We start from the raw sequence: 25,017 nt of genomic DNA on the forward strand, positions 1-25,017 counted from the left end.
TAAAATGAAGCGTATAAATGTTTTAGTGACTGCTGTTGGAGGACCGACAGCGTTAGGGATTTTAAAGTGCCTTCAGAATATAGACTATATTCGTTTGGTAGGGACAGATAGTCAACGTGATAATGCAGGTAATAAATTTTGTGATAAATTGTATTGTGTTCCCAGAATTACGAATGTTGAAGACTATAAGAAAGAAATCTCACAAATTGTAGAATCTGAGAAAATAGATGTCATTTTCCCTACTTTACAAGATGAAATTGTTATTTATCAAGAATTTAAAGAGCAAGTGCAAGCGGAAGTCGCCTTACCAAAAAGTGAGTATTTTGACATATTAGTTGATAAAGAGAAGTTATATATGTATTTAGAAAATACTAGTTTGAAGAAATTTATACCAGCATATCAGGTCTTTGAAAATAACCATGAACTCGAGGAGATTGTTAATAAACATTTTTCTAAAGATGAGTACGTTTGTGTCAAGGGGGTTCAAGGTCATGGTGGCCTAGGAGTTGCGATTTTAACTAACAGAGAGAATTATTTACAGGCAATGAAATCTGGTGAAAGTAAGATTTATAATATTACAGATTATTATGATCTAAATTCTAATGATAGAAGAATGGTAATGGAGTATCTGAATGGGCTTGAATACAGTGTAGATGTTTTATTACATCGTGGAGAAGTTTTAGTTGCGGTGCCCCGAAAGAGAAATCGAGTTTCTAATGGTGTAGTTATAGATGGAACTGTTGAATATAATCAAGAAATAATAGAAGCTGCAACCGCTGTTGCAAAAACTATTGCTAGTAATGGTTTTATTAATTTACAGTTTATTGAATCCGAAAAAGGATATAAGTTGACTGATGTAAATGCAAGATTCTGTGGTAGTCAAGTTATGAGCTTTGGTGCAGGGGTAAACTTTCCCCATTTATTTATACAATATAATATATTAAAGGAATATGTATCTGTTTCACCAAAGTGGAATACTAGAATGATAAGGTACTGGGAGAGTTGTTTTTTCAATGATTAAATGTATCTGTTTCGACATGGATAATACTCTCTATGCAGAATCGTCTTATTATATGGCTTGTTATAAAGAGATTGCAAGGATGATCTCCCGGGATGAGGAAGAAACTGTATTTGAAAGTATGCTTAATATTCGACGGGAGGAAGGAGACAAAAAGGTATTTCAAAAGATAATTGAAATATACAATCTGGATAAAGAGTACCTTAATAAATTTGTGAATATTTATAGGACGTATGATGCTAAGATTTTATTGTATCCTGATGTTGAGATATTTATAAAAAGTAAAAATCATGATACGAAATATGGAATATTAACTAATGGTGGAGAGTTTACACAAAAAAACAAAATAAAGTGCTTAGGTATTGAAAAGGAATTTGATTTTATTTATATAACAGGTGAATTCTTGGGCAGTAAAGAGTGGAAACCAAATAAGAGAGCATTTGAACTAATTAGGAATACTGGATTGAAATATAGCGAATGTATATATGTAGGCGATTCGTTTGAAAAGGACATTGTAGGCGCATTGAATGTTGGAATGAACGCTGTTTTGATAAATAGAGACGCAGTATATGAAAAGTGTAATTATAACAACACACCATACTGGATAATTAATTCTTTTGAGCAAATAAATAATGTTTTAAACGAGATAGAAGGTCTAACATATGAAAAAAAATTACGCTACACCTATTCAAAAGTTAAGTGAAAACTTAAATAACAACACTTTTTTTATAAAACGTGACGATCTTCTTCCTATTTCATTTGGAGGAAACAAGGCAAGAAAAGCAGCTCTATTCTTTGAAGATATTGAGAGAGTTTCTGCAGATTGCATAGTAACTTACGGTAGCAGCAGTTCCAATCATTGCCGAATTATAGCAAATATTGCAGCTGCTAAAGGTCTTCAATGTTATATTATCTCACCAACTGAATCTAGTCATCCCACCTCAAATAGTAAGATGGTCGATTTGTTTGGTGCAATAGTTGATTATTGCCCTGTTTCTGACGTAAGAACGACAATCGATCACAAGTTACGAGTATTAAAAGAACAAGGTTACAATCCGTATTTTATTCAAGGTGGAGGTCACGGTGATCTTGGAACGCAGGCGTATGTTAATGCCTATGAAGAAATATTGGATTATGAACGAACAACTGGAGTATTCTTTGATTACATTTTTCATACGAGCGGTACAGGTACAACGCAAGCAGGACTTATATGTGGAAAACTATTAAATGGTGATGTGAGAGAGATTGTTGGAATCAGCAATGCAAGAAAGAACCCTTATGGAGGTCAAGTAGTTCTTGATAGTGCGAATAGTTATTTAAAGAGTCTAAATAGGGAACCAGTATCATTCGGTGCAATAACTTTTGTTGATGATTATATACTCGAGGGGTATGGTTCATGCAATAGCCCAATATTGATGACCATTAAAGATGTCTTAAAGTTCGAAGGCATTCCGTTGGACACGACATATACCGGTAAAGCTTACTGGGGAATGAAAGAATTTATTAAAACAAATGGTATTACTGGTAAAAGGATATTGTTTATTCATACAGGTGGAACGCCACTTTTCTTTGATAAATTGGAGGAACTAGCGAATGAGTGAGGGTTTGAACATACTGTTATTGAGCTGTGGAACAAGAAATAAAATCGTGCAGTACTTTAAAAAAGAATTGTCTGGAATAGGGCAGGTAATTGCAACAGATTGTAGTGAATTGGCACCAGCATTATATGAGGCCGATAATCATTTCATCGTTCCAAGGATGGATGAAGAAGGGTACTTAGATGTAATTCTTTCTATATGTAAAGAAAATAATGTTAAAGCAATCTTATCTTTAATAGATCCGGAACTTAGCTTTCTTGCAGAACATAAGCAATCTTTCTTGAATATTGGAACTATACCAATTGTTTCTGACTATGATGTTGTTGAAATGTGTTTTGATAAATATAAGATGTACCAATTCTTAACTCGGAATGGATTTAAAACTGTAAAAAGTTATATAGATAAAGAACGTTTTTACAATGATATAGAAGTAGGTGTGATTAACTATCCTGTATTTGTAAAACCTGTTAAGGGCAGTGCAAGTATCAATATAAGCAAGGTTACATCAAAAGAAGAAATTGAACTTCTGTTTAGTAGGTTTGATAATCTAATGATTCAAGAGTTTATGGATGGAATTGAATATGGTGCTGATGTTTATATTGATTTGCTTTCTAATGAACCAGTTTCAATATTTATTAAGGAAAAAATTAAGATGAGAGCTGGTGAAACTGACAAGTCGGTATCGATTAAAGATAAAGAACTTTTTGAATTAATTTACAACTTCGTAAAAAAGGCTAAATTTAAAGGTATTATTGATATTGATATTTTTAAGGTTGATGGAGGATATTACATTTCAGAGGTAAACCCTAGATTTGGTGGTGGGTATCCGCATGCGTTTGAAAGTGGTGTAAATGTACCAGAGATGATTATTAATAATATAACTAAGAATGTAAATGAAGATATAATTGGCCGGTATGATGAGGGTGTTTATATGATGAAATATAATGAGTTAAAGATAACTAGAGGGTCCTGAAGTAAAAATGACATATAGGTTAAATTATGAAGCTAGAATACTCGTTGCTGATTGTGCGTCAATGGTTTCACAAAATGTCGAGGGATTGTTCCGTCGGGCAGTTGGAAAACGACCACTTGTAAGTATTGGAACAGTTGGAAAATTACTTGTGCAGTAGGCTTTGTAAATTTACGTCCGCCAGCGCCTTTAATCGGTTTTTCTGCTGTGATAAATTGACGGATCCGACGTTGAATCACACTATAAATGGCTAGGGATAACAGGAATAAATAGCTAATAACTGGGATACGCTCAGGATTTTTCAAGTAGATTTCATCCGTATAGAACGGGTCTTTTAAAAAGGTAAAGTACATTTCGACATGGATTTGTCCATTGTACATCGCTAACAACTTAAAACCATCCATCGTTTGTTCTTGCCATTCTACTGGGAGCGTGGAAGCTAAAACAAAACGGGAGGCACGGCATTTTTCTTGTTTCACTACTTGCTCGTTCACTTCATAATCAGGTCGGAAGACATAATGGGTTTCCATTTCAACGACTGTTTCATTTTTGGGACGTCCCCGTCCCTTTTACAGTTGTTCGACTGGCGTCACTTCTACCTTGAGCGTATGAAAGGTCGGGTCAAGAGCTTTCATGTAGGCTTCCATCGCTTGCCTAGCATCTTCCTCACAGCGAAAAGGCAATTTCGTAAAGTGTTTCTGTTCTTGTTCGATGGCTGCACGTTCTCTTTCTACTCTTTTGGCGAATGTGTTTTCTTTTCGTTTGTCTAATGCACTCGATTCTACAACAATCAAACGAATGTCATGTCCATAATAGGTCGCGCTCATTTCAAAACAGCGATACGCAGCTCCTGTTTTTTCACCCGTTTGAAAGGGTTCTGTCCACAGGGTTTCAGGTGCTTTGGCTAAGGATAACGCTAACGCTCCTTTCACGATCGTGAGGTGATTCGGCGCATGTCAATAAATAGGCATTCGCGTGGGTCACCTGTTGGAGCGTTTTTTACGTCATGGCAGCGGAATCCCCTCTTCATTGCCAATGAGACCGAATTGAAATTGTTTCGCTCCTGCTCGATCTCGACTGTAACCTTATGTAATGTTCAAAGCATCCGTGGGGCGATCGTAAGTGCCATTCAGTGACATGCCCGATGTGTCACCATGAAATACACCTAACGAAATCTTTTCGTAGGTATGAAGTAAAAAGGTCGAGACGAGTTCATGTATACCTGCCTCATACAGTCGATCTAAATGGCGATCAATGGCATCATCACTGAGTTGTTTGGGGGATAAACCTTCCCGAATGACCTTTCCTAAATCGGTTTGGGCTGCCCATTATTCTAAGTGAATAAGAGCTTGGCGTCCGCTTGGATATCAAGCGGGATGAGTTGACCACAACGCTGGGACGTGTTTGACATTGGGCATTCGTTGACACAAACCGGTGGACGAACCCATGAAGATTGAGTTCTTTCATAATTTTGCTTAGCAAATTTAAATATGTAGCCGGATAGATTGCTTGGATGTTTATTTGCATAAAAGTAGACTTCTCTATGCTACGGAAAACAATTCGAGAAGGAGCCTAAATTATCCTTTCATTTTTTATTCAAAGGGTGTGGAATGTAAGTTATAAACTTAATTATGAAAAACTTTACTCATTTCTAGGGCTTAATAAAATTAATGTATATAAGAAAATAGAACTCAACACAAAGTCAAAGTAAATGTAAAAAATTTATTTTAAAGAGGGCAGGACTCAGGACTTTGCTATTAAAGCTTCTTTGCTCGGAAGCATATATAAAAACATAAATAGTCGATGAAATTCGCATGATTATTTCTGAAAAAAGGGATAGCGTTATATAAATAGAACAAATTAAATTTTATAACTTGCATTGTTTAGTTGAACTGTACTTGCAAGTTAAAATGAGGTATTTTGATGAAGATTTTATACGTAACAACTATATCGGGGACTATTAATGCATTCTTAGTTCCTCATATTAAAATGTTGTTAAAACAAGGTCACAGTGTCGATATAGCTTGTAATATTATTAGTCCAATAAAAGAACAATTATTGGAGCCGGGGTGTAGAATATTTAATATTGAATTTCAGAGATCTCCTCTATCAAAGAAAAATTATCTAGCTTATAAAAGTATAAAAAAGCTAATACAAGAGGAGAAATATGATTTAATCCATACACATACTCCGGTAGCATCCTTTTTAACTAGACTATCTTGTAGAAATATGTCCAATATAAAAGTGTTATATACTGCTCATGGATTTCACTTTTATAAAGGTGCTCCGTTAAAGAATTTGTTAATTTACTATAATATTGAGAAAAATCTTGCGAAACATACAGATGCAATAATTACAATAAACCAAGAAGATTATATTTCAGCTAAAAAGTTCAAATTAAAAAAAGTAAATTCTGTTTATAAATCTCATGGTATTGGGATTGATTTGAATAAATTTTCACCAAGTAATATTAATGAAAAACTAAATTTACGAAAAGAGTATGGGTATAAAAGTGATGATTTTATACTATTTTTTGCTGCTGAATTAAATCATAATAAACACCAAGATTTACTTATAAATGCAGTTAGTATTCTTAAAGATAAAATACCTAATATTAATCTATTGCTTGCTGGAGAAGGTCCCCTTATGAACCAGTACGAAGAACTGGTTGAAATGTTGGAACTAAAGAATAATATTAGTTTTTTAGGTCGTAGAAACGATGTGCATAATCTTTTAAAGCTCTCAGATATAGGTGTTGCTTCATCGAGAAGAGAAGGTTTACCTGTCAATGTTATGGAGGCAATGGCAACTGGGTTACCTCTAGTGGTTACGGATTGTAGAGGTAATAGGGATTTAGTACGTGATGGAGAGAATGGTTATGTTGTTGAGATTGAAGATGAAGAGGGTTTTGCTAGGGCAGTAAAAAGCCTTTATGATTCATGGAATTTAAGGGAAGATTTTAGTAAAAGGAGTTTAGAATTTATTAAACAATTTGCACTTGAGAATGTTTTAGAGGAAATTAAAAGTATCTATACCTTAACTTGTCCTAACTTTTGCAAAGTAGAGAGTGAAAATGACAATAAGTAATTACTCAACTTTCGCAGAGTGAAATTGGCAAATAAGCAAGCCTTGATATTGCTAGGAAGGCCAGAGGTCCACTCTTTTTGAAGCTTTAAAAGAGATTTGGTCGTCTTTAAAGAACACCTCAATATCCCAACCCATCCCATAGATACGAACAATTTCTTGTTCTGAAAGGGTGCAATCGGTACTGAGGATTGCAAGCCATCCGCTTTTCTTGTTTCTATTTTGAACGAAGACAACTTTAATAGGTGTCCCATTAGCTATTACGGTATGAATGGAACGAAGAATTCCTTTCTTCGATTGTACAGGTTGTGCTAGACGATAAAGCTGTTATAAGGATAACTTTTGATCTTTCAATAGATAACGTTGTTTCGTTTCTTTAACCATGCAGATTACGTCTACTCTAATTCTTGAGGTATTGAGAAGTGACAATAAATTGGACTGACTCTTTAATAATTATAAAAAACTAAAGAGAAACTCTATAAAAAAGAGGAGAATAGATGATTAAGAGGAAAAAAGTAACACATATTATCACTGGATTAAATGGTGGCGGAGCTGAATCGATGCTTTTTAAAATATTGGAGAATACCAATAGAGAAAAATTTGATGTACAGGTAATTTCAATGTTACACAAAGGAGTCTATGGAGATAAAATCGAGAAGGATTTATCTATTCCAGTATATACTCTAAATATAAAAAAACAAAAAAATATATTATCGAAAATTTATCAGTGTATGAAAATGTGCTCAGATACTGATATTATTCAGGGATGGATGTATCATGCGAACTTACTTTCATTCTTGATTGGTAAACTATTAAAGAAGAAAATTATTTGGGGGTTGCACCATAGTAATTTATCTAGGGATAAAAATAAATTAACTACTATATTTATAGCAAAACAATGTGGAAATCTTTCTAAATTTGTGGATAGAGTAATTTCTTGTGGTGATATTGTAAAGGAGGTACATTTAAAAATTGGATACGCGAAATTTAATAATATAGTAATTCCAAATGGCTTTAATACAAGCCAGTTCTCGCCCGCTAATAAATCAGAAAAAGTAAAACGGGAATTTAGGATAGCAAATAATAAGAAGGTTATACTCCATGTTGCAAGATGGGATCCGCTAAAGGATTACGAGAATTTAATTAAATCAATTGGCATGTTAAAGGGAATGAGAAATGATTTTGAAGTTTTATTAGTAGGAATGGATATAAATTATAGGAATACTGAATTGGTTAATTTAATAAAGCAAAATGATGTAGAGGATATAGTTCATTTACTTGGAAGAAGAGATGACATTCCTATACTTATGGCCTCTGCTGACTTTTTTGTATTGTCGTCAGCGGGAGAAGGATTTCCAAATGTTATTGGTGAAGCAATGGCTAGTGGCACCTTTTGCTTAGTTACAGATACAGGTGATTGTGCAAGCATGGTAGGAAAGTATGGGAGAGTTGTTCCAACTCAAGACTCTGAAGCTTTTGCAAATGCTTTAAATCAATTACTTAGTATGGATGTTTATCAATACAATGTAGAGGTATTAGGAGCAAGGGATAGAGTAATAAAAAATTATGATATTCTAAATGTAGTGAAGAAATATGAGGAATTATATAATAATCTGGTAGACTAAAAATGTTTTTAGATTTTTTATCGTTATAAGATAATAATATCTTTAATTAATATATTAGATGCAGATATTAAATCGGTTGTTAAATAAAATAAGAAACTTTATATCCTAAAAGATGCATGATAATCTATTTGCTAAATTAATAGGTATTGAGGAGATAAAATGTTTAAAGAGCTTTTTGCAAAAAAACAGCATGACACTAATTTAAGGACCAAAAGAAATATATATTTACTGTTTTCTATTCTTATAGGATTATTGTTAATATTTCCAGAGGATATTACTTGGGCACGTGATAGACTGAGTTATTTAGAATATGCTAGCTCAAGTTGGACTATTATGCAAAGATATATAAATAGCGGGATATTTTCATTTTTTTCAAATGAACCACTATTTTTAACGATTAATATCATTTTGTCTTCTTTTTTAGTACCTGAAAATGTTGTTAAATGTATTATTTTCACTTCTACCATAGGTGTTTTATATTCATTAGGGAAAATTACTAAATATAACTTTTTAATATTACTTTTCTTTCTACTGGTACCTCAAGTAGTAAAAAACCATGTTATTCATTTAAGACAAGGATTAGCACTAAGTATTTATCTTCTAGGATTAGTAAGTAATAAAAAATATGGTGGATTGTTAAGGTGCTTATCAATTTTTATACACACTAGCTTTGTATTTCTAATTTTATTTGAGTTTCTAGAAATTATACTAAAAAGGGTAAAGTTTACTTTTACAGTAAGAATTCTTTTATCTTCTATTTTTCTAACAATATTTATTCAGGCTATCCCAGTTTTGGCATCGTTATTTGAGGATAGAAGGGCTCAAGCTTATGATTTTACCATGGCTGAAGGCTCAAGCGGGCTAGGGTTTTTGGCATGGTTATTTGTAGGAAGTTTATTTATACTTGTCACAAAAAAAGATTATATAAATACAATCACATGCTATGGGATATTATTTTACTTAATGTCGTACTTTCTACTAGATTTTAGTGCAAGAATATTTGAAAATATCATACCTTTAATTTTAATAGGGGTATTATCTATTCAAAGTAAATATACAAGGACATTGTTTATAATGTTTTTTATTTTATATAGTTCGTTAATCTGGTATTTAAGTGGGTTCAGTTTTCTAATTTAATATATATGATAAAAAATATTGTTAACACACATATAAGGAGTTATGGGACGTTGCAGAAACTAAAAGTACTACAAATCATACCAAGTTTTGGGGTCGGTGGAGCAGAAAAATTAGTATTGGATTATTTAACATACTTCGATAAAAATGAAGTTGAAATAAAGGCAATTTCAATGTACGGAAATGAAAATACAATATATGATAGTTTCATTAAAGAGAATAAGCTAGATGTAGTTTATTTGGACAAGAAACCAGGACTAGATTTATCCATGGTAATGAAAATAGGAAGAATTATTAAGGAATTTAAACCAAATATCATCCATACCCATTTATATACCGTTAAGTATACATTATTTCCTTTCATAATTAATAAAAGAGCAAGGAAATTTCATACAATTCATAATGAACCAGAAAAGGATGCAAGGGGAATAGATAAGTTCTTTAATAAAATTGCATTTAGGTATTTAAATTGTACTCCAATTGCTTTAAGTAATGAACTAGCTGAAAAGGTAAAAGGGTATTACGATATAAAAAATGCAGAAGTGGTAAATAACGGAATAAATCTAGATGAATTTAAAAATATAGAGGCTAGTAAGGAAGAGATACGAGATAAGTTTAATTTACCTCATGATTCCTTTGTTATAGGTCATGTAGGACGCTTTTCTCAGCAAAAAAATCATGAATTTATTATCGATATATATAAGCGATTCTTTGAACTTGAAAAAAACTCCTATTTAATTTTAGTGGGAGATGGGGAATTAATTGCGCATATTAAACAAAAAGTTGAAAAATTTGGGTTAAAAGAAAGAGTTAAGTTTTTAGGAGTAAGAAAGGATATTCCTGAAATAGTAAAATGTATTGACGTTTTTTTATTTCCGTCACTTCATGAAGGGTTTCCAATAACTCTAATAGAAGCACAGGCGACCGGTGTAAGATGTGTTATATCAAATAAAATTGATAAGAAGGCAATTTTGAGTGAAGATACAGTAAGTTTAGGTTTAGACTATCCTATTGAGAATTGGTGTACAGTAATAAAAGATGCTAATAAAAAAGGTTATCCTGTTGACTCACTTAATAGTTATGACATAAAAATAATAGTTAAAAAATTAGAGCGTTTATATAGAAAATCAAAATTTAACGCATATGAAATTCAAAAATAATTTTAAAAGAAGTTCTAAAAATAAAGTTATTTAATTCTAGCGGGTGAGACAAGAACTGAGTTGTATGTAATTACTAAAAGCGTATTAAAACTCCCTCCCCCTAATTATGCGATAGGTTAATAATTTTTAACCCATATTTATGTGTTTTGATGTTAGTAGGGATGCAAAGAGTCTCTCATTGTAGCTGATACAGTCTAAGGGACCCTACATTTATTTATAAAGCTTTATTTTGTTTAGGATAGTTATATTTGAATATAAAGTATAAAAAGAATCATATACATTAAGTCGGGAATTTATTACAGGAGTAGATTTCATAGATGATAGTGGTATTTATTTGGTTCTTGTGGATAACATCTTTTATGGGACTTCACTCCCAGATATGCTGAAAATATAAAAAGATGTAGAGAGGAGAGCAATATTGAAATATTTACATGTATTTTCCATTGATGAAAATGAAAAGTTCTCAAATTCATTTATGGAGTTTATAAACAAGAAGTTTGATTCAAGCGATCATTATTTTCTTTTAACAAATGGTAAAGACTGCGAAATCACAACTCTAAGTCAGACTAATGCAAAGATTTTGCCATATAATATAAAAAGTATTAGGGTATTAACTGATTATATTTACAAATCAAAAAAAGTGTTTTTTCATGGTTTAAGTAACAACAAATATATTGATGCTACCCTGTTTTTTCAGCCTTGGATATTAAAAAAATGTAATTGGTGTATATGGGGTGGGGATTTATACCTCTATGAATCAAGAGATCAAAATTTTACTTCAATAATCCGTGAAATCCCAAGAAGCTATGTAATAAAAAACATAGGTGGCTTGATAACTCATATAAGAGGAGATTATGAACTAGCTAAAAAATGGTATGGGGCTAAAGGTAAATATTATTATTCATTTATGTATATGAGCAATCTATTTAAGGAATATAATCTAATTGAAAAAAAAGATGATAGTAAGATTTACATTCAGATTGGTAATTCAGGACTTGATACTAATAATCATATAGAGATCTTTCATAAGTTAAAAAAGTATAAAGATGAAGCAATAGAAATAATATGTCCGCTTTCATATGCTTATGAATCAAATCCTAGTTATAGAGAAGAGGTCATAAGAGTTGGTGAAGAAATCTTTGGAGGTAAGTTTAAACCTTTAATGAAGTTTATGCCTTTTAATGAATACATTAATCTGTTATCAAAAGTAGATATTGCCATATTTAATCACAAGAGGCAACAGGCTGTAGGAAACATAACTACTTTACTTGGTTTGGGCAAGAAGGTATACATTAGAAGTGACATTACAACTTGGGGATTTTGTAAAGAGCATGGGTTGAAAGTTTTTAGTTCAAATAATGATTTTGAAGAACTGTTTGAAAAAATGGATGAAAGCATCAAAAAGAAAAACATTGAAAATATTAAAAGTAAGTTTTCGGAAGAGAAGTTAATAGAAGATTTAAATAAAATTTTTTCGTAGGAGTATTATATGAAAGTTATTATTTTTGGAGTAGGGGATCTTGCGAAGCAATTATACCATTATTTAGGTAAAGAGGAAGAATATAGGGTAGAGTATTTTTGCATAAATAAAGAGTTTTTCTCTGATGGCAAGTTTCTAGGTAAAGAAGTTATTACTTTTGAAGATAGCTTAGAGTCACTATCTACTAAAGAGTATAAATTTTTACTAGGTATAGGTTACAAGAACTTAAGAATGAGAAAAAGGATTTTTGAAATGATTAAAGGTAAAGGTTTTAATTTTATAAATTATATTAGCCCAAATGCAAAAGTCTATGGTGATATAAGAGGTGAAGGTAACATCATCTTACCTAATGTTATTATAGAGCCATTTTCAATCATAAATGATAACAATATAATATGGTCTAATTCAACTATTTGTCATGATAGTGTTATTGGAAATCACAATTTTATTGCAGCTAATTCTATAGTTGGGGGCTTTTCCGAAGTAAGAGAGAATAATTTTCTAGGTTTTAATACTACCATCAAAGATAACATTATTGTAGGAAAAGAAGTATTAATTGGTGCTAGTAGCTTAGTAGTAAAGTCACCAGAAAACTACAGTACTTATTATGGTATACCAGCGAAAAAAATGAGTGAGCATTTTGAAACCGGTATAGAAATAGTCTAATCTCTTGTCAATAATTTAATGATTAATAATAGGGAGTTTTTTGTTTTTTTGAAAGGAAGTGTTCAAAATTAAAGGGTTAGTAATAATAGGCGCAAATGAATTTCAAAAAAAGTTAGTTTTAAAAGCGAATGAATTAGGATATGAGACTCATGTTTTTGCATGGGAGGAGGGAGCGGTTGCAAAGGAAATAGCTGATTTTTTTTATCCTGTGAGTATAACGGATAAAGAACAAATTCTTAATGATGTTAGATTGATTAATCCTATTGGAATATGTTCCATAGCCTCTGACTTAGCAATGCCCACAGTTAATTATATTGCAAATAAATTAGGCTTGGTTGCAAATACCTTGGAGTGTACTGAAGTTACAACAAATAAGTTTGAAATGAGAAAAGCATTAAGCTATAGTAAGTTACCGTGTCCTAAATATCAACTAGTGAAGGAATTTAGTGAAATAGATTTTAGTGTTTTATTCTTCCCTTTAATAGTAAAACCTATTGATAGATCTGGTAGTAGAGGAATCCGTAGAGTCGATAATATAAATGAAGTTGAAGATGCAATTATGGATGCAAAAAGTGTGTCCTTCTTAGAAGAAGTTTTAGTTGAAGAGTATATAGATGGAAAAGAATTCAGTGTTGAATATATCACTCAAAATGGGGAACATAAATTTTTGCAAATAACAGAAAAATTCACTACCGGCGCCCCTAATTTTATAGAAAAAGGACATCTATCTCCTGCTAGAATTTCAGATAATAAAAAGAAAGAAATAGTCGACATAGTGGAAAAGTCTTTAGATGCACTAAAAGTTTCGAATGGAGCTTCACATTCTGAGGTGAAAGTAACATCAAATGGAGAAATAAAGATAATTGAGATTGCTGCAAGAATGGGCGGAGACTATATTGGTTCAGATATGGTCTATATATCGACAGGTTTCGATTTTATAAAAAACATCATAAAAGTAGCTGTTGGAGAAAAGATAGATTTGGGTAATTTTGATCAACCAAGGAACATTTCTCTAGTAGGATTTGTATTTAATAGTTACGATAGAGAAAGATTTGAAATGATAAAGGAATTATACCCGTACATTATAAAAGAATATGAGATGAAAAAGGATATGAACACCGTTAGTGATAGTTCTTCAAGAAATGGTTACTACATTTTAGAAATTAGTAATACAGAATTATTATCTGATATTCTAAAACATCTTAATATGGAGGATTTGGCATGATACCATTTAATGTTCCGCCTTTTGTTGGAAAGGAACTTGTTTATTTAAAAGAAGCTATTTCTAGTAACAAAAAGATTAGCGGGGATGGAATATTTACTAAAAAATGTAACTTATGGTTTGAGAATTACTTTAATACTCCCAAATCATTATTAACAACGTCATGTACTCATGCATTAGAAATGGCTGCCATATTAATTGATATTCAGCCAGGTGATGAAGTAATTGCACCATCATATACATTTGTATCAACAGTAAATGCCTTTGTTTTACGTGGGGCAAAAATAGTATTTGTTGATGTTCGTCCAGATACGATGAATATTGATGAGACTTTGATTGAAGACGCTATTACAGATAAGACAAAGGCGATTGTTCCTGTTCATTACGCAGGTGTTGCTTGTGAAATGGATACGATTATGGAGATTGCTAATCGTCACAACCTATATGTGATTGAAGATGCTGCACAAGGTGTAATGGCAACATACAAAGGCAAAGCCTTAGGAACGATTGGTGATCTTGGCTGTTTTAGTTTTCATGAGACTAAAAACTATTCAATGGGTGAAGGGGGAGCGCTTCTTATTCAAAATGAAAAGTTTATGGAGCGAGCTGAAATTATTCGTGAAAAAGGAACAAATCGTAGTAGATTCATTCGAGGACAAGTAGATAAGTATACTTGGGTAGATATAGGTAGTTCATACCTTCCGAGCGAATTGAATGCAGCGTTTTTATTTGCACAATTGGAGGAAGCTCATAAGATTAATGATGATCGACTTTATAGTTGGCAAGCTTACTATAATGGATTTAAAGAACTTGAAACTCAAGGATTAATTGAGTTACCGGTTGTTCCGAAAGATTGTAAGCACAATGCACATATGTTTTATATTAAATGCCATGATATTGAGGAAAGATCGGAGCTTATTGAATATTTAAAAGAGAATAAGGTACAAACAGTATTTCATTATATTCCTCTTCATACGGCCGATGCTGGATTAAAATATGGCAAGTTTTTGGGTGAAGATAAGCATACGACAAGCGAAAGTGAACGTTTATTAAGATTACCAATGTACTATGGTCTTGACCCTGAATCTGTCCATAAAGTAATATCACATATCAAACAGTTCTTTGAAAGTAAGTATGAAGAATTGAAGAGCAATAATAAAAAAGTATATTTGCTATAAGATATGAGGAAAAGTAGTGAAGAGATTAAAGAGGTTATTAGAAAATAAATTTATAAAAAATATAGTGATAGTTGCAAGTGGCACTGCTTTTGCTCAAATATTAACCATTGCTATGACTCCAATTATTACAAGAATCTATCTACCAGAGGAATATGGAATCCTATCAGTTTATGGGTCATTGTTGACTCTCTTGAGTATAGGGGCTTCGCTTGATTATCAAAAGGCCATTCCAATCGCGGAAGATGATTACTCTGCCTACAATTTAATTGCAGGAGCATTTTTCATTCTTTTCACATTTATTGTAGGGTTATCACTGGTGTTTACATTTTGGGGAGAACAGGTGATGAGTCTATTAAATAGTGAAGCTTTAATTGACTATACGTATTTAATTTCTCTTGGCGTTTTATTTGCAGGCGGATATAATATCCTTTTACATTGGTCTTTGCGATCAAAGGACTTTAAGGCAATAACAGGAACAAGGGTTACTCAGAGTATTGCATCAAACTTTAGTAAGGTAGGTTTAGGTCTAATCGGTTTAGGGTCTTTGGGGTTGATTATAGGTCAAATTATTGGGCAAGGTGGAGGAATATTTCGACTTTCATTTCCATTATTAGAGAAGAGGAGAGAGATTATAAAGGATATAAAATGGATAGAAATAAAAAAACTATTCATTCGATATATTAAGTTTCCATTATTCTCTGCCCCTAGTAACTATGTTTATACAGCCGGGAGTCAGGCACCAATTATTATTTTAACAATTTTATTTGGTACTACTACAGCTGGGTTATATGGTTTGGCAAATTCGATAGTCAGTTTGCCTATTAGTTTACTGGTATCGTCTATTTCAGATGTTTTTTATTCTGAAGTAGCTAGTATTGGCAAAAGTAGTCCAAATAAAATAAAATCTTTGCTATTAAAGTTATCTGGTAAACTAGCTTTAATTGGAATAGGTCCTTTAGTAGTGTTTGTTTCATTTGGTCCTTGGCTATTTAGCTTTGTTTTTGGTCAACATTGGTATGATGCTGGTGTCTATGCTCGTTTATTAGCATTTGTGGCGTATGCACATTTTATAATATTACCCGCTGGTCGTATTCTAGAAGTATTAGAGAAGCAAAGTATTGGTTTATTTATGAATGTTTTTGGATTAATCTTAATTATTTTTACCTTTGTTAGTGCAAGTTTTTTTGGATTTACAGCGCTTCAAACAATTATGCTATATGCTTTAGCTAGTACAGTGAATTATTTGCTTATATTTATTATTGTACAAAAGGTATTATCAAAGGAATGTTTGGTTCACACGGAAATTAATTAATAATTTAATAACAATTATATTGACCTGTTTAATACAGCTAATATAACATTAGATTTATTGGTAGTGTTTTCCAAATGGATATCTTTTAAATTGGGTTTATAATATTTAAAAATAATTAACTTAAAAATTTAAAGCACTTTATTGAGATATAAGAAATCTCACCCTAGAAGCTTATAAAGCGCTAAATGATATCAACAAAAGGTTTTAAATCATCGACTTTCCTAGATGCATTAAAGAAGTCTGTAGATTGATAGTTACTTAAAGCTAATAAACCTTCGCGTTTATTTTTGGAAGGAATTTTTTTTATCGCAAATTTAGGAGGACAAACGATGAAAGGTATTATTCTAGCAGGAGGTTCAGGTACTCGCCTCTATCCCTTAACAAAAGCTGTTTCAAAACAAATGTTACCTGTATATGATAAGCCGATGATATACTATCCGCTTTCTGTATTGATGTTGGCTGGAATTAGAGAAATTTTAATTATTTCCACTCCGAGAGATGTGGAAGGATTTAAAGAACTGTTAGGTGATGGAAGTAAGTTGGGAATGAAATTTGAATATGCTATTCAAGAAAAACCAAAGGGCCTTGCAGAGGCCTTTATTATTGGGGAGGAATTTATAGGAGATTCAAGTGTATCACTTGTTTTAGGTGATAATATCTTCTACGGTTCTAATTTTGGGAATCGCTTAAAAGAAGCTGCCAGGTTAACAAAAGGTGGCATAATTTTTGGATGTTTTGTTAATGATCCTAGAGCTTATGGTGTAGTAGAAGTTGATCAAGATATGAATGCTATTTCCATTGAAGAGAAACCAGAGCATCCGAAATCATCCTATGCTGTACCGGGATTATATTTCTTCGATAATAAAGTAGTGGATATAGCCAAGAGTGTAAAGCCTTCAGAGCGAGGAGAGTTGGAGATTACCTCTGTTATTGAGGAGTATCTTCATAGAAGAGAACTAAAAGTAGAACTTACGGGTCGAGGTTTAGCGTGGCTAGATACTGGAACACACGAATCTTTACTTGAGGCATCTAATTTTGTCGAAGCGGTACAAAAACGCCAAGGTTTATATATAGCATGTATTGAAGAAATTGCTTACAGAAGAGGATATATTACAAAAGATCAGTTATTAAATCTTGCACAGCCTTTAATGAAAACAGACTATGGCTGTTATTTAGTGGAAGTAGCAAATTTAGTAGAAAATAAAACTTTAATAAATATGTAGAATTGAATGAATGAACAAGTAAGAATGCTACTGAGGTGAAATCATTGAAAAAAAAGAAAGTACTTGTGACTGGTGGAGCGGGATTTATTGGGGGTAACTTTGTTCAATACATGGTAGATAAGTATCCTCAATATAATATTTATAATTTAGATTTACTGACTTATGCGGGAGATTTAACAAAGCACAGTGCAATTGAGGCAAAGGATAACTATCATTTTATAAAAGCTGATATTGCTGATCGAATGGTCATGATTCCTATTTTTGAGAAAGAAAAGTTTGATTATGTCGTTCATTTTGCAGCAGAAAGCCATGTGGATCGTTCCATCACTGATCCCGAGATTTTTATTCGTACGAATGTGTTAGGAACACAAGTATTATTAAATGCGGTCAAGCAAATGGGTGTAACTAAATTTGTTCATGTATCGACAGACGAAGTATACGGTGAATTGGATTTTGATCCATCCACATTCTTTACAGAAGAAACTCCTATACAACCCAATAGCCCATATAGTGCAAGTAAAGCATCGTCTGATTTATTAGTACGAGCCTATCATGAAACTTATGGATTACCAATGAATATTACACGCTGCTCGAATAATTATGGACCCTATCATTTTCCAGAAAAGTTAATTCCCTTAACGATATCTCGTGTATTGAATGATCAAAAGGTGCCTGTTTATGGAGATGGAAAGAATATTCGTGACTGGTTGCATGTATTAGATCATTGTGTGGCCATTGACTTAGTTTTACATGAAGGTGTGAACGGTGAGGTATATAATGTTGGTGGACATAATGAACGAACGAATTTAGAAGTTGTCCAAACCATTATTAACGCTTTAGGTAAATCTGAAGACTTAATCGAGTTTGTGGAAGATCGTCTTGGGCATGATAAGCGTTATGCGATTGACCCGACAAAATTGGAAGGCTTAGGTTGGAGACCCACTTACTCATTTGAAACAGGGATTGCTCAAACTATTCAGTGGTATTTAGATAATAAAGAATGGTGGCAGCAAATTATTAGTGGAGAGTATCAAAGTTATTTTGAAAAGCAATATAGACTATAGTTTTTCATGGTTTGGGTAAAGATTTAAGTCATTCGACTCGACGGTCCGTCTGCTGCTTTCTTAGGATTTAGAGTATCAGAGTATAAAGAACTTCATATTTATTTCCAAAACAAAACCACTTCACGCAGTCAAGGCAAGCACCGAGAAAAATTCTCCTGTCTCCTTGAAAAAAATATTAAACAGTCTTGCGGAGTTCCTTGCAAGGCTTTTTTACATGAATTTTGATAAAACAATTCGTAAATAAAAATAAACTTAAGTAGGTGCCAAAACACTATGAATATACTAGTTACTGGTGGTAACGGCTATATAGGCTCACATACTTGTATTGCTTTGTTAGAAGCAGGACATTCAGTCATTATTGCTGATAATCTTTCTAACAGTAAGTGTGAGACTGTTATGAAAATCATGGATATTGCTGATAAAGAAGTTACTTTTTACGAGATTGATGTAACGGATGCAGAATCTGTTGAAATTATTTTCAGAAATTATAAGATTGATGGTGTTATTCATTTTGCTGGCCTTAAGGCAGTAGGTGAATCTATAGAGAAGCCACTAGAATATTATTACAACAACATCGTAAGTACAATGGTTTTAACAAAAGCTTGTCAGAAATATGGTGTCAATCGATTTGTCTTTAGCTCGTCTGCAACAGTGTTTGGAGATAATAAAGTACCTTTTGTAGAAACAATGGATCTCTTACCAACGACTAATCCTTACGGTGAAACGAAAGCCATGAGTGAGCGTATTCTTACTGATATAGCAAATGCAAACCCTACTTTTTCAGTCTCAATTCTTCGATATTTTAATCCAGTAGGTGCCCATGAGAGTGGAAAAATAGGTGAGGCACCTAACGGAATTCCTAATAATCTGATGCCATATGTAACTCAAGTAGCAAAAGGTAAACTTGAAAAATTACGTGTATTCGGAAATGACTACCCTACGGTGGATGGTACCGGAGTTCGCGATTATATTCATGTGATAGATCTTGCTGAGGGCCATGTTGCTGCACTGGAAAAACTAACTGAAGGTATTCATATTTATAATTTGGGAACCGGAAAAGGTACTAGTGTACTAGAGTTAGTGAAGGCTTTTGAAGAAGCAAATGGCATTGAAGTTCCTTATGAAATTGTAGAACGGAGACCTGGGGATATCGCTTCATGCTATGCCGATGCCTCAAAGGCAAAGAGAGAACTAGGCTGGACTGCTAAACGCGATCTTATATCAATGTGCCGAGATGCTTGGCAATTTGAGAAGAATTATAAAGAATAGTTAAAATGGTATTTACCCGCTGGGCTGTGTGTGTTGGCAGCTTGGCGGGTAAATTATTTACGAAAGTAAGCCAAAGTACGTTATTTTGATAAAACTTTGCTTTAAGATCTTTTTATTTTTTCTTTTTCTATTTGAATGGTTTTCTCTAGATCCAAAATGCTTCTTTCAAAAATTAGCTCAAGCTTATCAATCATATGTTCAACTTCAGAATTAACAATATACGACGTATAGGGTACTAGTAAGTCTTCCAATGTTTCAATAATGCCTATTCTTCTTCGATAATCAGAACCAATTCCATACTCCTCCACATGAAGCCTATTCCATATTATTCTCATTTTACGAGAAGTAAAATCGTCTTTTAAATAATCGGTAAGGTTTTCAAATATATTTTCCTTTAGTTCCTCAAGTAATCTTGTTTTATAATCATCCCATTCTGTGTCATTCTTTTTAAAATTTATTGATTTAGGATTTAGAATAAAAGTATATAGATTATCAAGCATTATTGAGTAAAGATCATCAACAGGTTTTAAAATCTCAGCACCCATATAATAAGTTTCTCCATTGGCAAGTCTTCTAGTTAAAGCTTCCGTAACTTTGTAGTGTGGTGGATTTTTTAAGTAAATGTTTTTTTGTTGTTCTAGATAGTTTTCTAAGATTTCATTAAAGAAAATCATAGCAAGTCTTTTATAGTCATATTCAACAAGCGGATCATTATCATTAATCTTATCAACCAGAAAGAAATTATTGGATATGTTATAGTAGTCATGTATTATCTTTAAAAACTTATTAATAGAATCGTAAGTCGAACTGTTTTCATGTGAATTTGAGCTAACTAATCCCTTCATGAAAGTCGTTTTATCTTGTAGTTGATTTAGAAATTTAACAATTTCAGGCCTATCATCTTTCAGAATTGCAGCAAGTTTACTATTTTGCAGACCTAACAGATAATCTTGTTTCTGCTCATCCATATAATCCTCGTCTTCGTCATAATCATCTTCAAATTCCCTTTTTGTAAATTCATCATAAAAAGTATATGCAATAAAAATCTTACTTCTTGCTACACGATTTGTTAAATGCTTTAAGATATTTAAGGTATCTGCAGACATACTGGTTCTACTATCATCAGCAACCGTTATAACATCTACCTCATCTAAATTAAGGTTAATACTATTTTCTATACTGGCCCCTTCTTCAACAACATGGCTTGTGCCGACTGTATCGATGAAGATTATCGGTTTTTCGGTTATTTGGTTTGAAAGGTTATCATTATATGGTAATTCAATACGCATGCCTTTAATCAATGGAGTGAGAATGTTACCAAAAAACTTCCCTTCTTTTGAGGTGAAAGTTTTAATTAATTCGTAAAAGTCATCAGATTCGTAATCTTTTATATTGCAAAAGAAGCTCAGGGGCCAGTCGTTTTCTGTGTCTTTAGGTGTATATCTGTGGTTGATTACTTCATTTCTATCTAGATTTATCAACAGATTGTTAATACTAATTTTAATCTCTGTTAAAACAAACTTTCTAAATCTTGCGTAAGTAGAATTTTCATTTTCTTTTGTATTAAAAATATACTCATAGTATTTAAATCTTAAAAAGTCCTGACTTTTAGGGTCTGGGGTATCGTATTCATAATCGTTGTTGTTATTTGGGCTGAAATCTATTTTTTCAATTTCATCTATTATAGAAAGAACATAATCGTAAACAGTTGACCAGAAAGAATTTAGTTTTTGGTTGCTTTCGTTTTGTTTATTTTTAGATTCGGTTCTTAGATACTTACCCAAGAAAAATCTCATATCAAATACTTTATTGGGATCTGTATAAAAAGCCTTTATAATTCGATCCTGCTTACTCTTATTTTTTGAGCTTTTTACCTGTATGGTTTTAGAATTATCTTCATATAGCATATCAATTTTAGCTTCGACTGCCCGATCTATAGCTGTTTCGACTTCTTGAATTACTTCATCAAAATACATAAAAGAAACTGCTAGTTTGTTGGGGTTTTGCCAGCGGTTTCTGAAAATATACTCGGTTTGGTATGTTGTTGTTCTAGAAGTATCAGTGAATGGGAAGTTAACTTTTTCTCCAAAATTAGTCAAGTTTTTTATGATGGTGGATTTACCTACGCCGACTCTTCCGAGAAAAATTACCTTTGGAGCATCAGAAGGTAACTTGATTGTCTTCTCAATAAAATCAATTCTTTTAAAATCTATATTTTTTTCATCCGGTTTTTTTATGTCATCGTAAAATAAATCGAGAATCCCGTCAACGAAACCATTCTCTCCAAAGAAGAAGTCATCTAAGGAGATCTTTATACCTCTATAGTTTTCGTCCTTTAATAATACCCTCTTTGCTACGTCTTTCATCTCAGGATGATGAAAGGACTCATCATTTAGTAGATATTGTACAGCCCTTTGAACCCTTTTTGCAGCTTCCACACTAGGTAACCTAAACTTCTTTTTGACTTTAGCTCGGACCTTCTGCGGGTGTATATATTCTAATTGAAACGTTTGAAAACTAAGTTCCGTTAATTTTACTTCAGATTTAGTAGATGCTGTATTTGAATTGTCTGAAGCATCTGTAGTGATATCTACAATTTCCTCTAATGAAACACCAAATATATTTGAAAGTTTTTTTAAGATTTCATAACTAGGGTTTCTAGTACCGGTCTCATACATACCGACTGCAGATGTTGTTAAACCAATTTTTTTAGCTAGTTCTGCTTGAGTAAGTCCTAATGATTTACGAAGTTCTTTTATATTATTTGCCATTTAAACACCTCCTATCGTTTATTATAACTATGAGTTGTAATTTAAACAACAGCAATAGAACTGTGATAATGAATATTGATAATAAATATTTTGATATCAATCATTGGTAATAAAGGGTTTTTGCTAAATTCCAACAATTAGTGATAAAAACATCTATACAAATGTAAACAATCATGATAATGTCTTTACTAGGGGGTGTCCCTGTGGCCAACCACATGACTGAATTAAGAAAAAAGCAGATGGTTATAAAATTGTTGTTATAGAGGTGGTTTCGATACTTGGGATTTCTGGTAGTATGATTTATCAAGTGGAACAAAGTAAAAAGCAACCTAGTGTTAAGCTTGCATACAGGATATCAGAACTATATGGATGAGAATTAGGTGATATTTTTTTTGCTTGATGATACAACAGATAGTGATAAATATAAAAAGGAGGTAGTAACATGGTGAAAGAAGGGGATAAAATGCCCAGTTAGCGAAAAAAAATTAATGGACATGCTTTCAGAATGGAAGCGGAAATACATATAAAATGTCCTAAATGCAAAAAGTTGATTAACGTAATATTAATAAATATTCAAGTCTACGGGGAAGCGGTTTAATAATAATTAACGCTGTTCTCTTGTTAGAACATATGTTCCGTTATAAAATAGAAATATGGTTTATCCAATTTATTCAATGACATATTTATACATCGAGGCAGTGGGGAGGAAAACAAATGCATAGAGAAGCTATTGTAACAAGAGTAGAGTGTCCAGCTTGTGGTCACAGGCTGATGGATAAGAAAGACGGAGCGATTGGTAAAGTCCAAGTGAAGTGCCAAAAAAGCAAGCATGTATGGGAAGTTGATTTAGGTACAGATGAATTCAAACAAGTAAGCGGAAAACCTATAACGAGACGAAAAGGAGACTATAAGTCACCATGAGCTGTACATTAGTTCTACCTTAAGGTCCGGATGTAATCAGTAAATGCACTGATATATCTGGGCCTTTTTTATATTGAAGAAAAAGTTCATACCATGATGATACCGAGCGAGGAATTGACCGCATTACCCAGGCCGGATGATCTGATTTTTTTGAGAAGAAATGATCATCTAGCAAGTGAATGCACATTGAATCTTAAATATTCGGTACCGAGCAACGGAATCGTGGTGTGAACTACCTATAGGCCGGACATGGAGCATCCTGTAATTGGGATGGCTATGTCCGGCCTATTTTTTTTGTCTCTTTTTTCCCCTACGGCTCTTTGCCGGGCCAATGGGAGGAAAAGAGAATGAGTAAGTTCATCAGAATTGGCAAGGAGAAAGTCCCAGTAAGTGAGGAGATTTATAAAGAGTATTACAGAATGCAAAGACGTGAAAGGTATATGGAAAAGGATATTAAGGTTGGACGCATTGATGTTGAAGCTGAAACTGGTACGGCTATTTTTATCCCAAGTAAGGAAGACTCCATTGATCGGTTAATGGATCAAGGAGCGGATTTTGAGGATGACCAAATGATAGAGGATATTCTTTGTGATAAAGCAACTCTATTAATCTTGCAGGAAGCAATGGCTGAACTAAATCAAGAGGAACAAGAGCTGATTAATGCTATTTACTATGAAAACCAGACATTAAGAGAAGTGGCAAAAGAAGAAAATATCTCTCAAGTGGCTGTGTTTAAACGACATAAAAAAGTTTTGGACAAGCTGAAAAAATTATTTTCTAAATTTGGTTAACAAAACGCCTTCCTCATTGGCTAGTAAGTGAGAGGGTAAATATTTAGTCAAAATAAGAACTATTTCTGGTATGCCCGGAATGAAACAAAAAATATTTTTGGGATTTTGGTTAACAAACTACCCTCCCCGTTGGCTAATAAGTGAAGGGCTTTATTCAAGGCAAGGAGGTGAACCCAGGATGACAACTCAAGTAAAGGAAACAGCTATCAATAAAGACGTGCAGCAAGAAATGGTTGGTGAAAAATCCGGTGCCTGACCCCACATACGTTAAAGTGTTAAAGATTTGCTTGTTTTTGATAATTTAAATTTGAGCCACTTTTATACGATTTGATCACATAAAAAATGAGCCACTCAATTTCCAATTCTATTAACCTCTCTTATGATAGAAAGTGACCAAACTTACTTCATTAGAGAGGACGAAAAGGATGATCGAAATGGCTCAATTTCATAATATCAAATTCTTAAAAGAGGTTGAAGGTTTATCACAAAGGCAAATCGCCACAAAACTTGGAATTTCTCGAAACACTGTAA

At 32.8% G+C, this 25,017-nt stretch carries 21 protein-coding genes and 2 pseudogenes; 20 read left to right on the plus strand and 3 right to left on the minus strand.

What is annotated here, in order from left to right; translation table 11 throughout:
• Positions 1–4 precede the first annotated feature (4 nt).
• The 4 genes from D0469_RS16005 to D0469_RS16020 are packed head-to-tail and all read left to right on the plus strand — an operon-like array spanning position 5 to position 3,589.
• On the plus strand, positions 5–1,021 hold the full coding sequence (locus tag D0469_RS16005) for an ATP-grasp domain-containing protein (RefSeq protein ID WP_117327728.1): 1,017 nt from the start codon (positions 5–7) through the stop codon (positions 1,019–1,021).
• Entirely contained in the window at positions 1,014–1,721 is a 708-nt protein-coding gene (locus tag D0469_RS16010; RefSeq protein WP_117327729.1) for an HAD family hydrolase, read from the plus strand. Before D0469_RS16005 ends, D0469_RS16010 begins: the two co-directional genes overlap by 8 nt.
• Positions 1,681–2,619, plus strand: coding sequence for a 1-aminocyclopropane-1-carboxylate deaminase/D-cysteine desulfhydrase (locus D0469_RS16015; RefSeq protein WP_117327730.1), 939 nt, complete (start codon positions 1,681–1,683; stop codon positions 2,617–2,619). Before D0469_RS16010 ends, D0469_RS16015 begins: the two co-directional genes overlap by 41 nt.
• Positions 2,612–3,589, plus strand: coding sequence for an ATP-grasp domain-containing protein (locus tag D0469_RS16020; protein ID WP_117327731.1), 978 nt, complete (start codon positions 2,612–2,614; stop codon positions 3,587–3,589). The genes D0469_RS16015 and D0469_RS16020 overlap by 8 nt, the downstream gene beginning before the upstream one ends.
• Before the next feature lie 32 nt (positions 3,590–3,621).
• Here D0469_RS16020 and D0469_RS22220 read toward each other — a convergent pair.
• Positions 3,622–5,113, minus strand: a pseudogene (locus D0469_RS22220) (IS1634 family transposase).
• A gap of 396 nt (positions 5,114–5,509) precedes the next feature.
• Between D0469_RS22220 and D0469_RS16030 the strand changes: the two are divergent.
• The gene (locus tag D0469_RS16030; RefSeq protein WP_117327732.1) at positions 5,510–6,673 is read left to right on the plus strand and encodes a glycosyltransferase family 4 protein; all 1,164 of its coding nucleotides are present in this window, start codon (positions 5,510–5,512) and stop codon (positions 6,671–6,673) included.
• Positions 6,674–6,735: 62 nt separating this feature from the next.
• Here the strand turns inward: D0469_RS16030 and D0469_RS21745 are convergent.
• Positions 6,736–7,069: pseudogene (locus D0469_RS21745) on the minus strand (IS4 family transposase); the annotation flags it as partial.
• A gap of 98 nt (positions 7,070–7,167) precedes the next feature.
• On the opposite strand from D0469_RS21745, the gene D0469_RS16040 reads away from it, so the two are divergent.
• The 11 genes from D0469_RS16040 to galE all read left to right on the plus strand — a co-directional run bounded on the left by D0469_RS16040 (position 7,168) and on the right by galE (position 20,003).
• The gene (locus tag D0469_RS16040; RefSeq protein ID WP_233523093.1) at positions 7,168–8,295 is read left to right on the plus strand and encodes a glycosyltransferase; all 1,128 of its coding nucleotides are present in this window, start codon (positions 7,168–7,170) and stop codon (positions 8,293–8,295) included.
• Positions 8,296–8,454: 159 nt separating this feature from the next.
• On the plus strand, positions 8,455–9,432 hold the full coding sequence (locus tag D0469_RS16045) for an EpsG family protein (RefSeq protein ID WP_117327733.1): 978 nt from the start codon (positions 8,455–8,457) through the stop codon (positions 9,430–9,432).
• Positions 9,433–9,482: 50 nt separating this feature from the next.
• Complete coding sequence (locus D0469_RS16050; protein ID WP_158553524.1) at positions 9,483–10,589, plus strand: glycosyltransferase; 1,107 nt, start codon at positions 9,483–9,485, stop codon at positions 10,587–10,589.
• Positions 10,590–11,007: 418 nt separating this feature from the next.
• The gene (locus D0469_RS16055; protein ID WP_117327735.1) at positions 11,008–12,069 is read left to right on the plus strand and encodes a TDP-N-acetylfucosamine:lipid II N-acetylfucosaminyltransferase; all 1,062 of its coding nucleotides are present in this window, start codon (positions 11,008–11,010) and stop codon (positions 12,067–12,069) included.
• Positions 12,070–12,078: 9 nt separating this feature from the next.
• Positions 12,079–12,735, plus strand: coding sequence for an LbetaH domain-containing protein (locus tag D0469_RS16060; protein ID WP_117327736.1), 657 nt, complete (start codon positions 12,079–12,081; stop codon positions 12,733–12,735).
• Between the two features lie 58 nt (positions 12,736–12,793).
• Entirely contained in the window at positions 12,794–13,960 is a 1,167-nt protein-coding gene (locus D0469_RS16065; RefSeq protein ID WP_117327737.1) for an ATP-grasp domain-containing protein, read from the plus strand.
• Positions 13,957–15,135 carry a dTDP-4-amino-4,6-dideoxygalactose transaminase gene (rffA, locus tag D0469_RS16070; RefSeq protein WP_117327738.1) on the plus strand — a complete coding sequence of 393 codons (1,179 nt, stop codon included), beginning with the start codon at positions 13,957–13,959 and terminating at the stop codon, positions 15,133–15,135. Before D0469_RS16065 ends, rffA begins: the two co-directional genes overlap by 4 nt.
• 16 nt (positions 15,136–15,151) lie before the next feature.
• A complete protein-coding gene (locus D0469_RS16075) occupies positions 15,152–16,447 on the plus strand; it encodes a lipopolysaccharide biosynthesis protein (protein WP_117327739.1) in 1,296 nt (431 codons plus the stop codon).
• A gap of 329 nt (positions 16,448–16,776) precedes the next feature.
• On the plus strand, positions 16,777–17,670 hold the full coding sequence (gene rfbA / locus D0469_RS16080) for a glucose-1-phosphate thymidylyltransferase RfbA (RefSeq protein ID WP_117327740.1): 894 nt from the start codon (positions 16,777–16,779) through the stop codon (positions 17,668–17,670).
• Positions 17,671–17,714: 44 nt separating this feature from the next.
• Positions 17,715–18,734, plus strand: a complete 1,020-nt coding sequence (gene rfbB, locus D0469_RS16085) for a dTDP-glucose 4,6-dehydratase (protein ID WP_117327741.1) — start codon at positions 17,715–17,717, stop codon at positions 18,732–18,734.
• 273 nt (positions 18,735–19,007) lie between these two features.
• On the plus strand, positions 19,008–20,003 hold the full coding sequence (galE, locus tag D0469_RS16090; RefSeq protein ID WP_117327742.1) for a UDP-glucose 4-epimerase GalE: 996 nt from the start codon (positions 19,008–19,010) through the stop codon (positions 20,001–20,003).
• 101 nt (positions 20,004–20,104) lie between these two features.
• Here the strand turns inward: galE and D0469_RS16095 are convergent, their stop codons facing one another.
• Complete coding sequence (locus tag D0469_RS16095) at positions 20,105–22,774, minus strand: helix-turn-helix transcriptional regulator (RefSeq protein ID WP_117327743.1); 2,670 nt, start codon at positions 22,772–22,774, stop codon at positions 20,105–20,107.
• Positions 22,775–23,488: 714 nt separating this feature from the next.
• Here D0469_RS16095 and D0469_RS16100 point away from each other — a divergent pair.
• The 4 genes from D0469_RS16100 to D0469_RS16115 form a co-directional block, all read left to right on the plus strand.
• The gene (locus D0469_RS16100; protein WP_117327744.1) at positions 23,489–23,695 is read left to right on the plus strand and encodes a hypothetical protein; all 207 of its coding nucleotides are present in this window, start codon (positions 23,489–23,491) and stop codon (positions 23,693–23,695) included.
• 347 nt (positions 23,696–24,042) lie between these two features.
• Positions 24,043–24,486, plus strand: a complete 444-nt coding sequence (locus tag D0469_RS16105; protein ID WP_117327745.1) for a sigma-70 family RNA polymerase sigma factor — start codon at positions 24,043–24,045, stop codon at positions 24,484–24,486.
• Positions 24,487–24,565: 79 nt separating this feature from the next.
• Positions 24,566–24,742: a hypothetical protein gene (locus D0469_RS21175; RefSeq protein WP_158553526.1), complete on the plus strand. Its 177-nt coding sequence runs from the start codon at positions 24,566–24,568 to the stop codon at positions 24,740–24,742.
• A gap of 178 nt (positions 24,743–24,920) precedes the next feature.
• Positions 24,921–25,017: sigma factor-like helix-turn-helix DNA-binding protein (locus D0469_RS16115; protein WP_233523095.1), on the plus strand; the 97-nt coding region annotated here is incomplete at its 3' end.

This window comes from Peribacillus saganii, assembly GCF_003429095.1.
GTDB lineage: Bacteria > Bacillota > Bacilli > Bacillales > DSM-1321 > Peribacillus > Peribacillus saganii.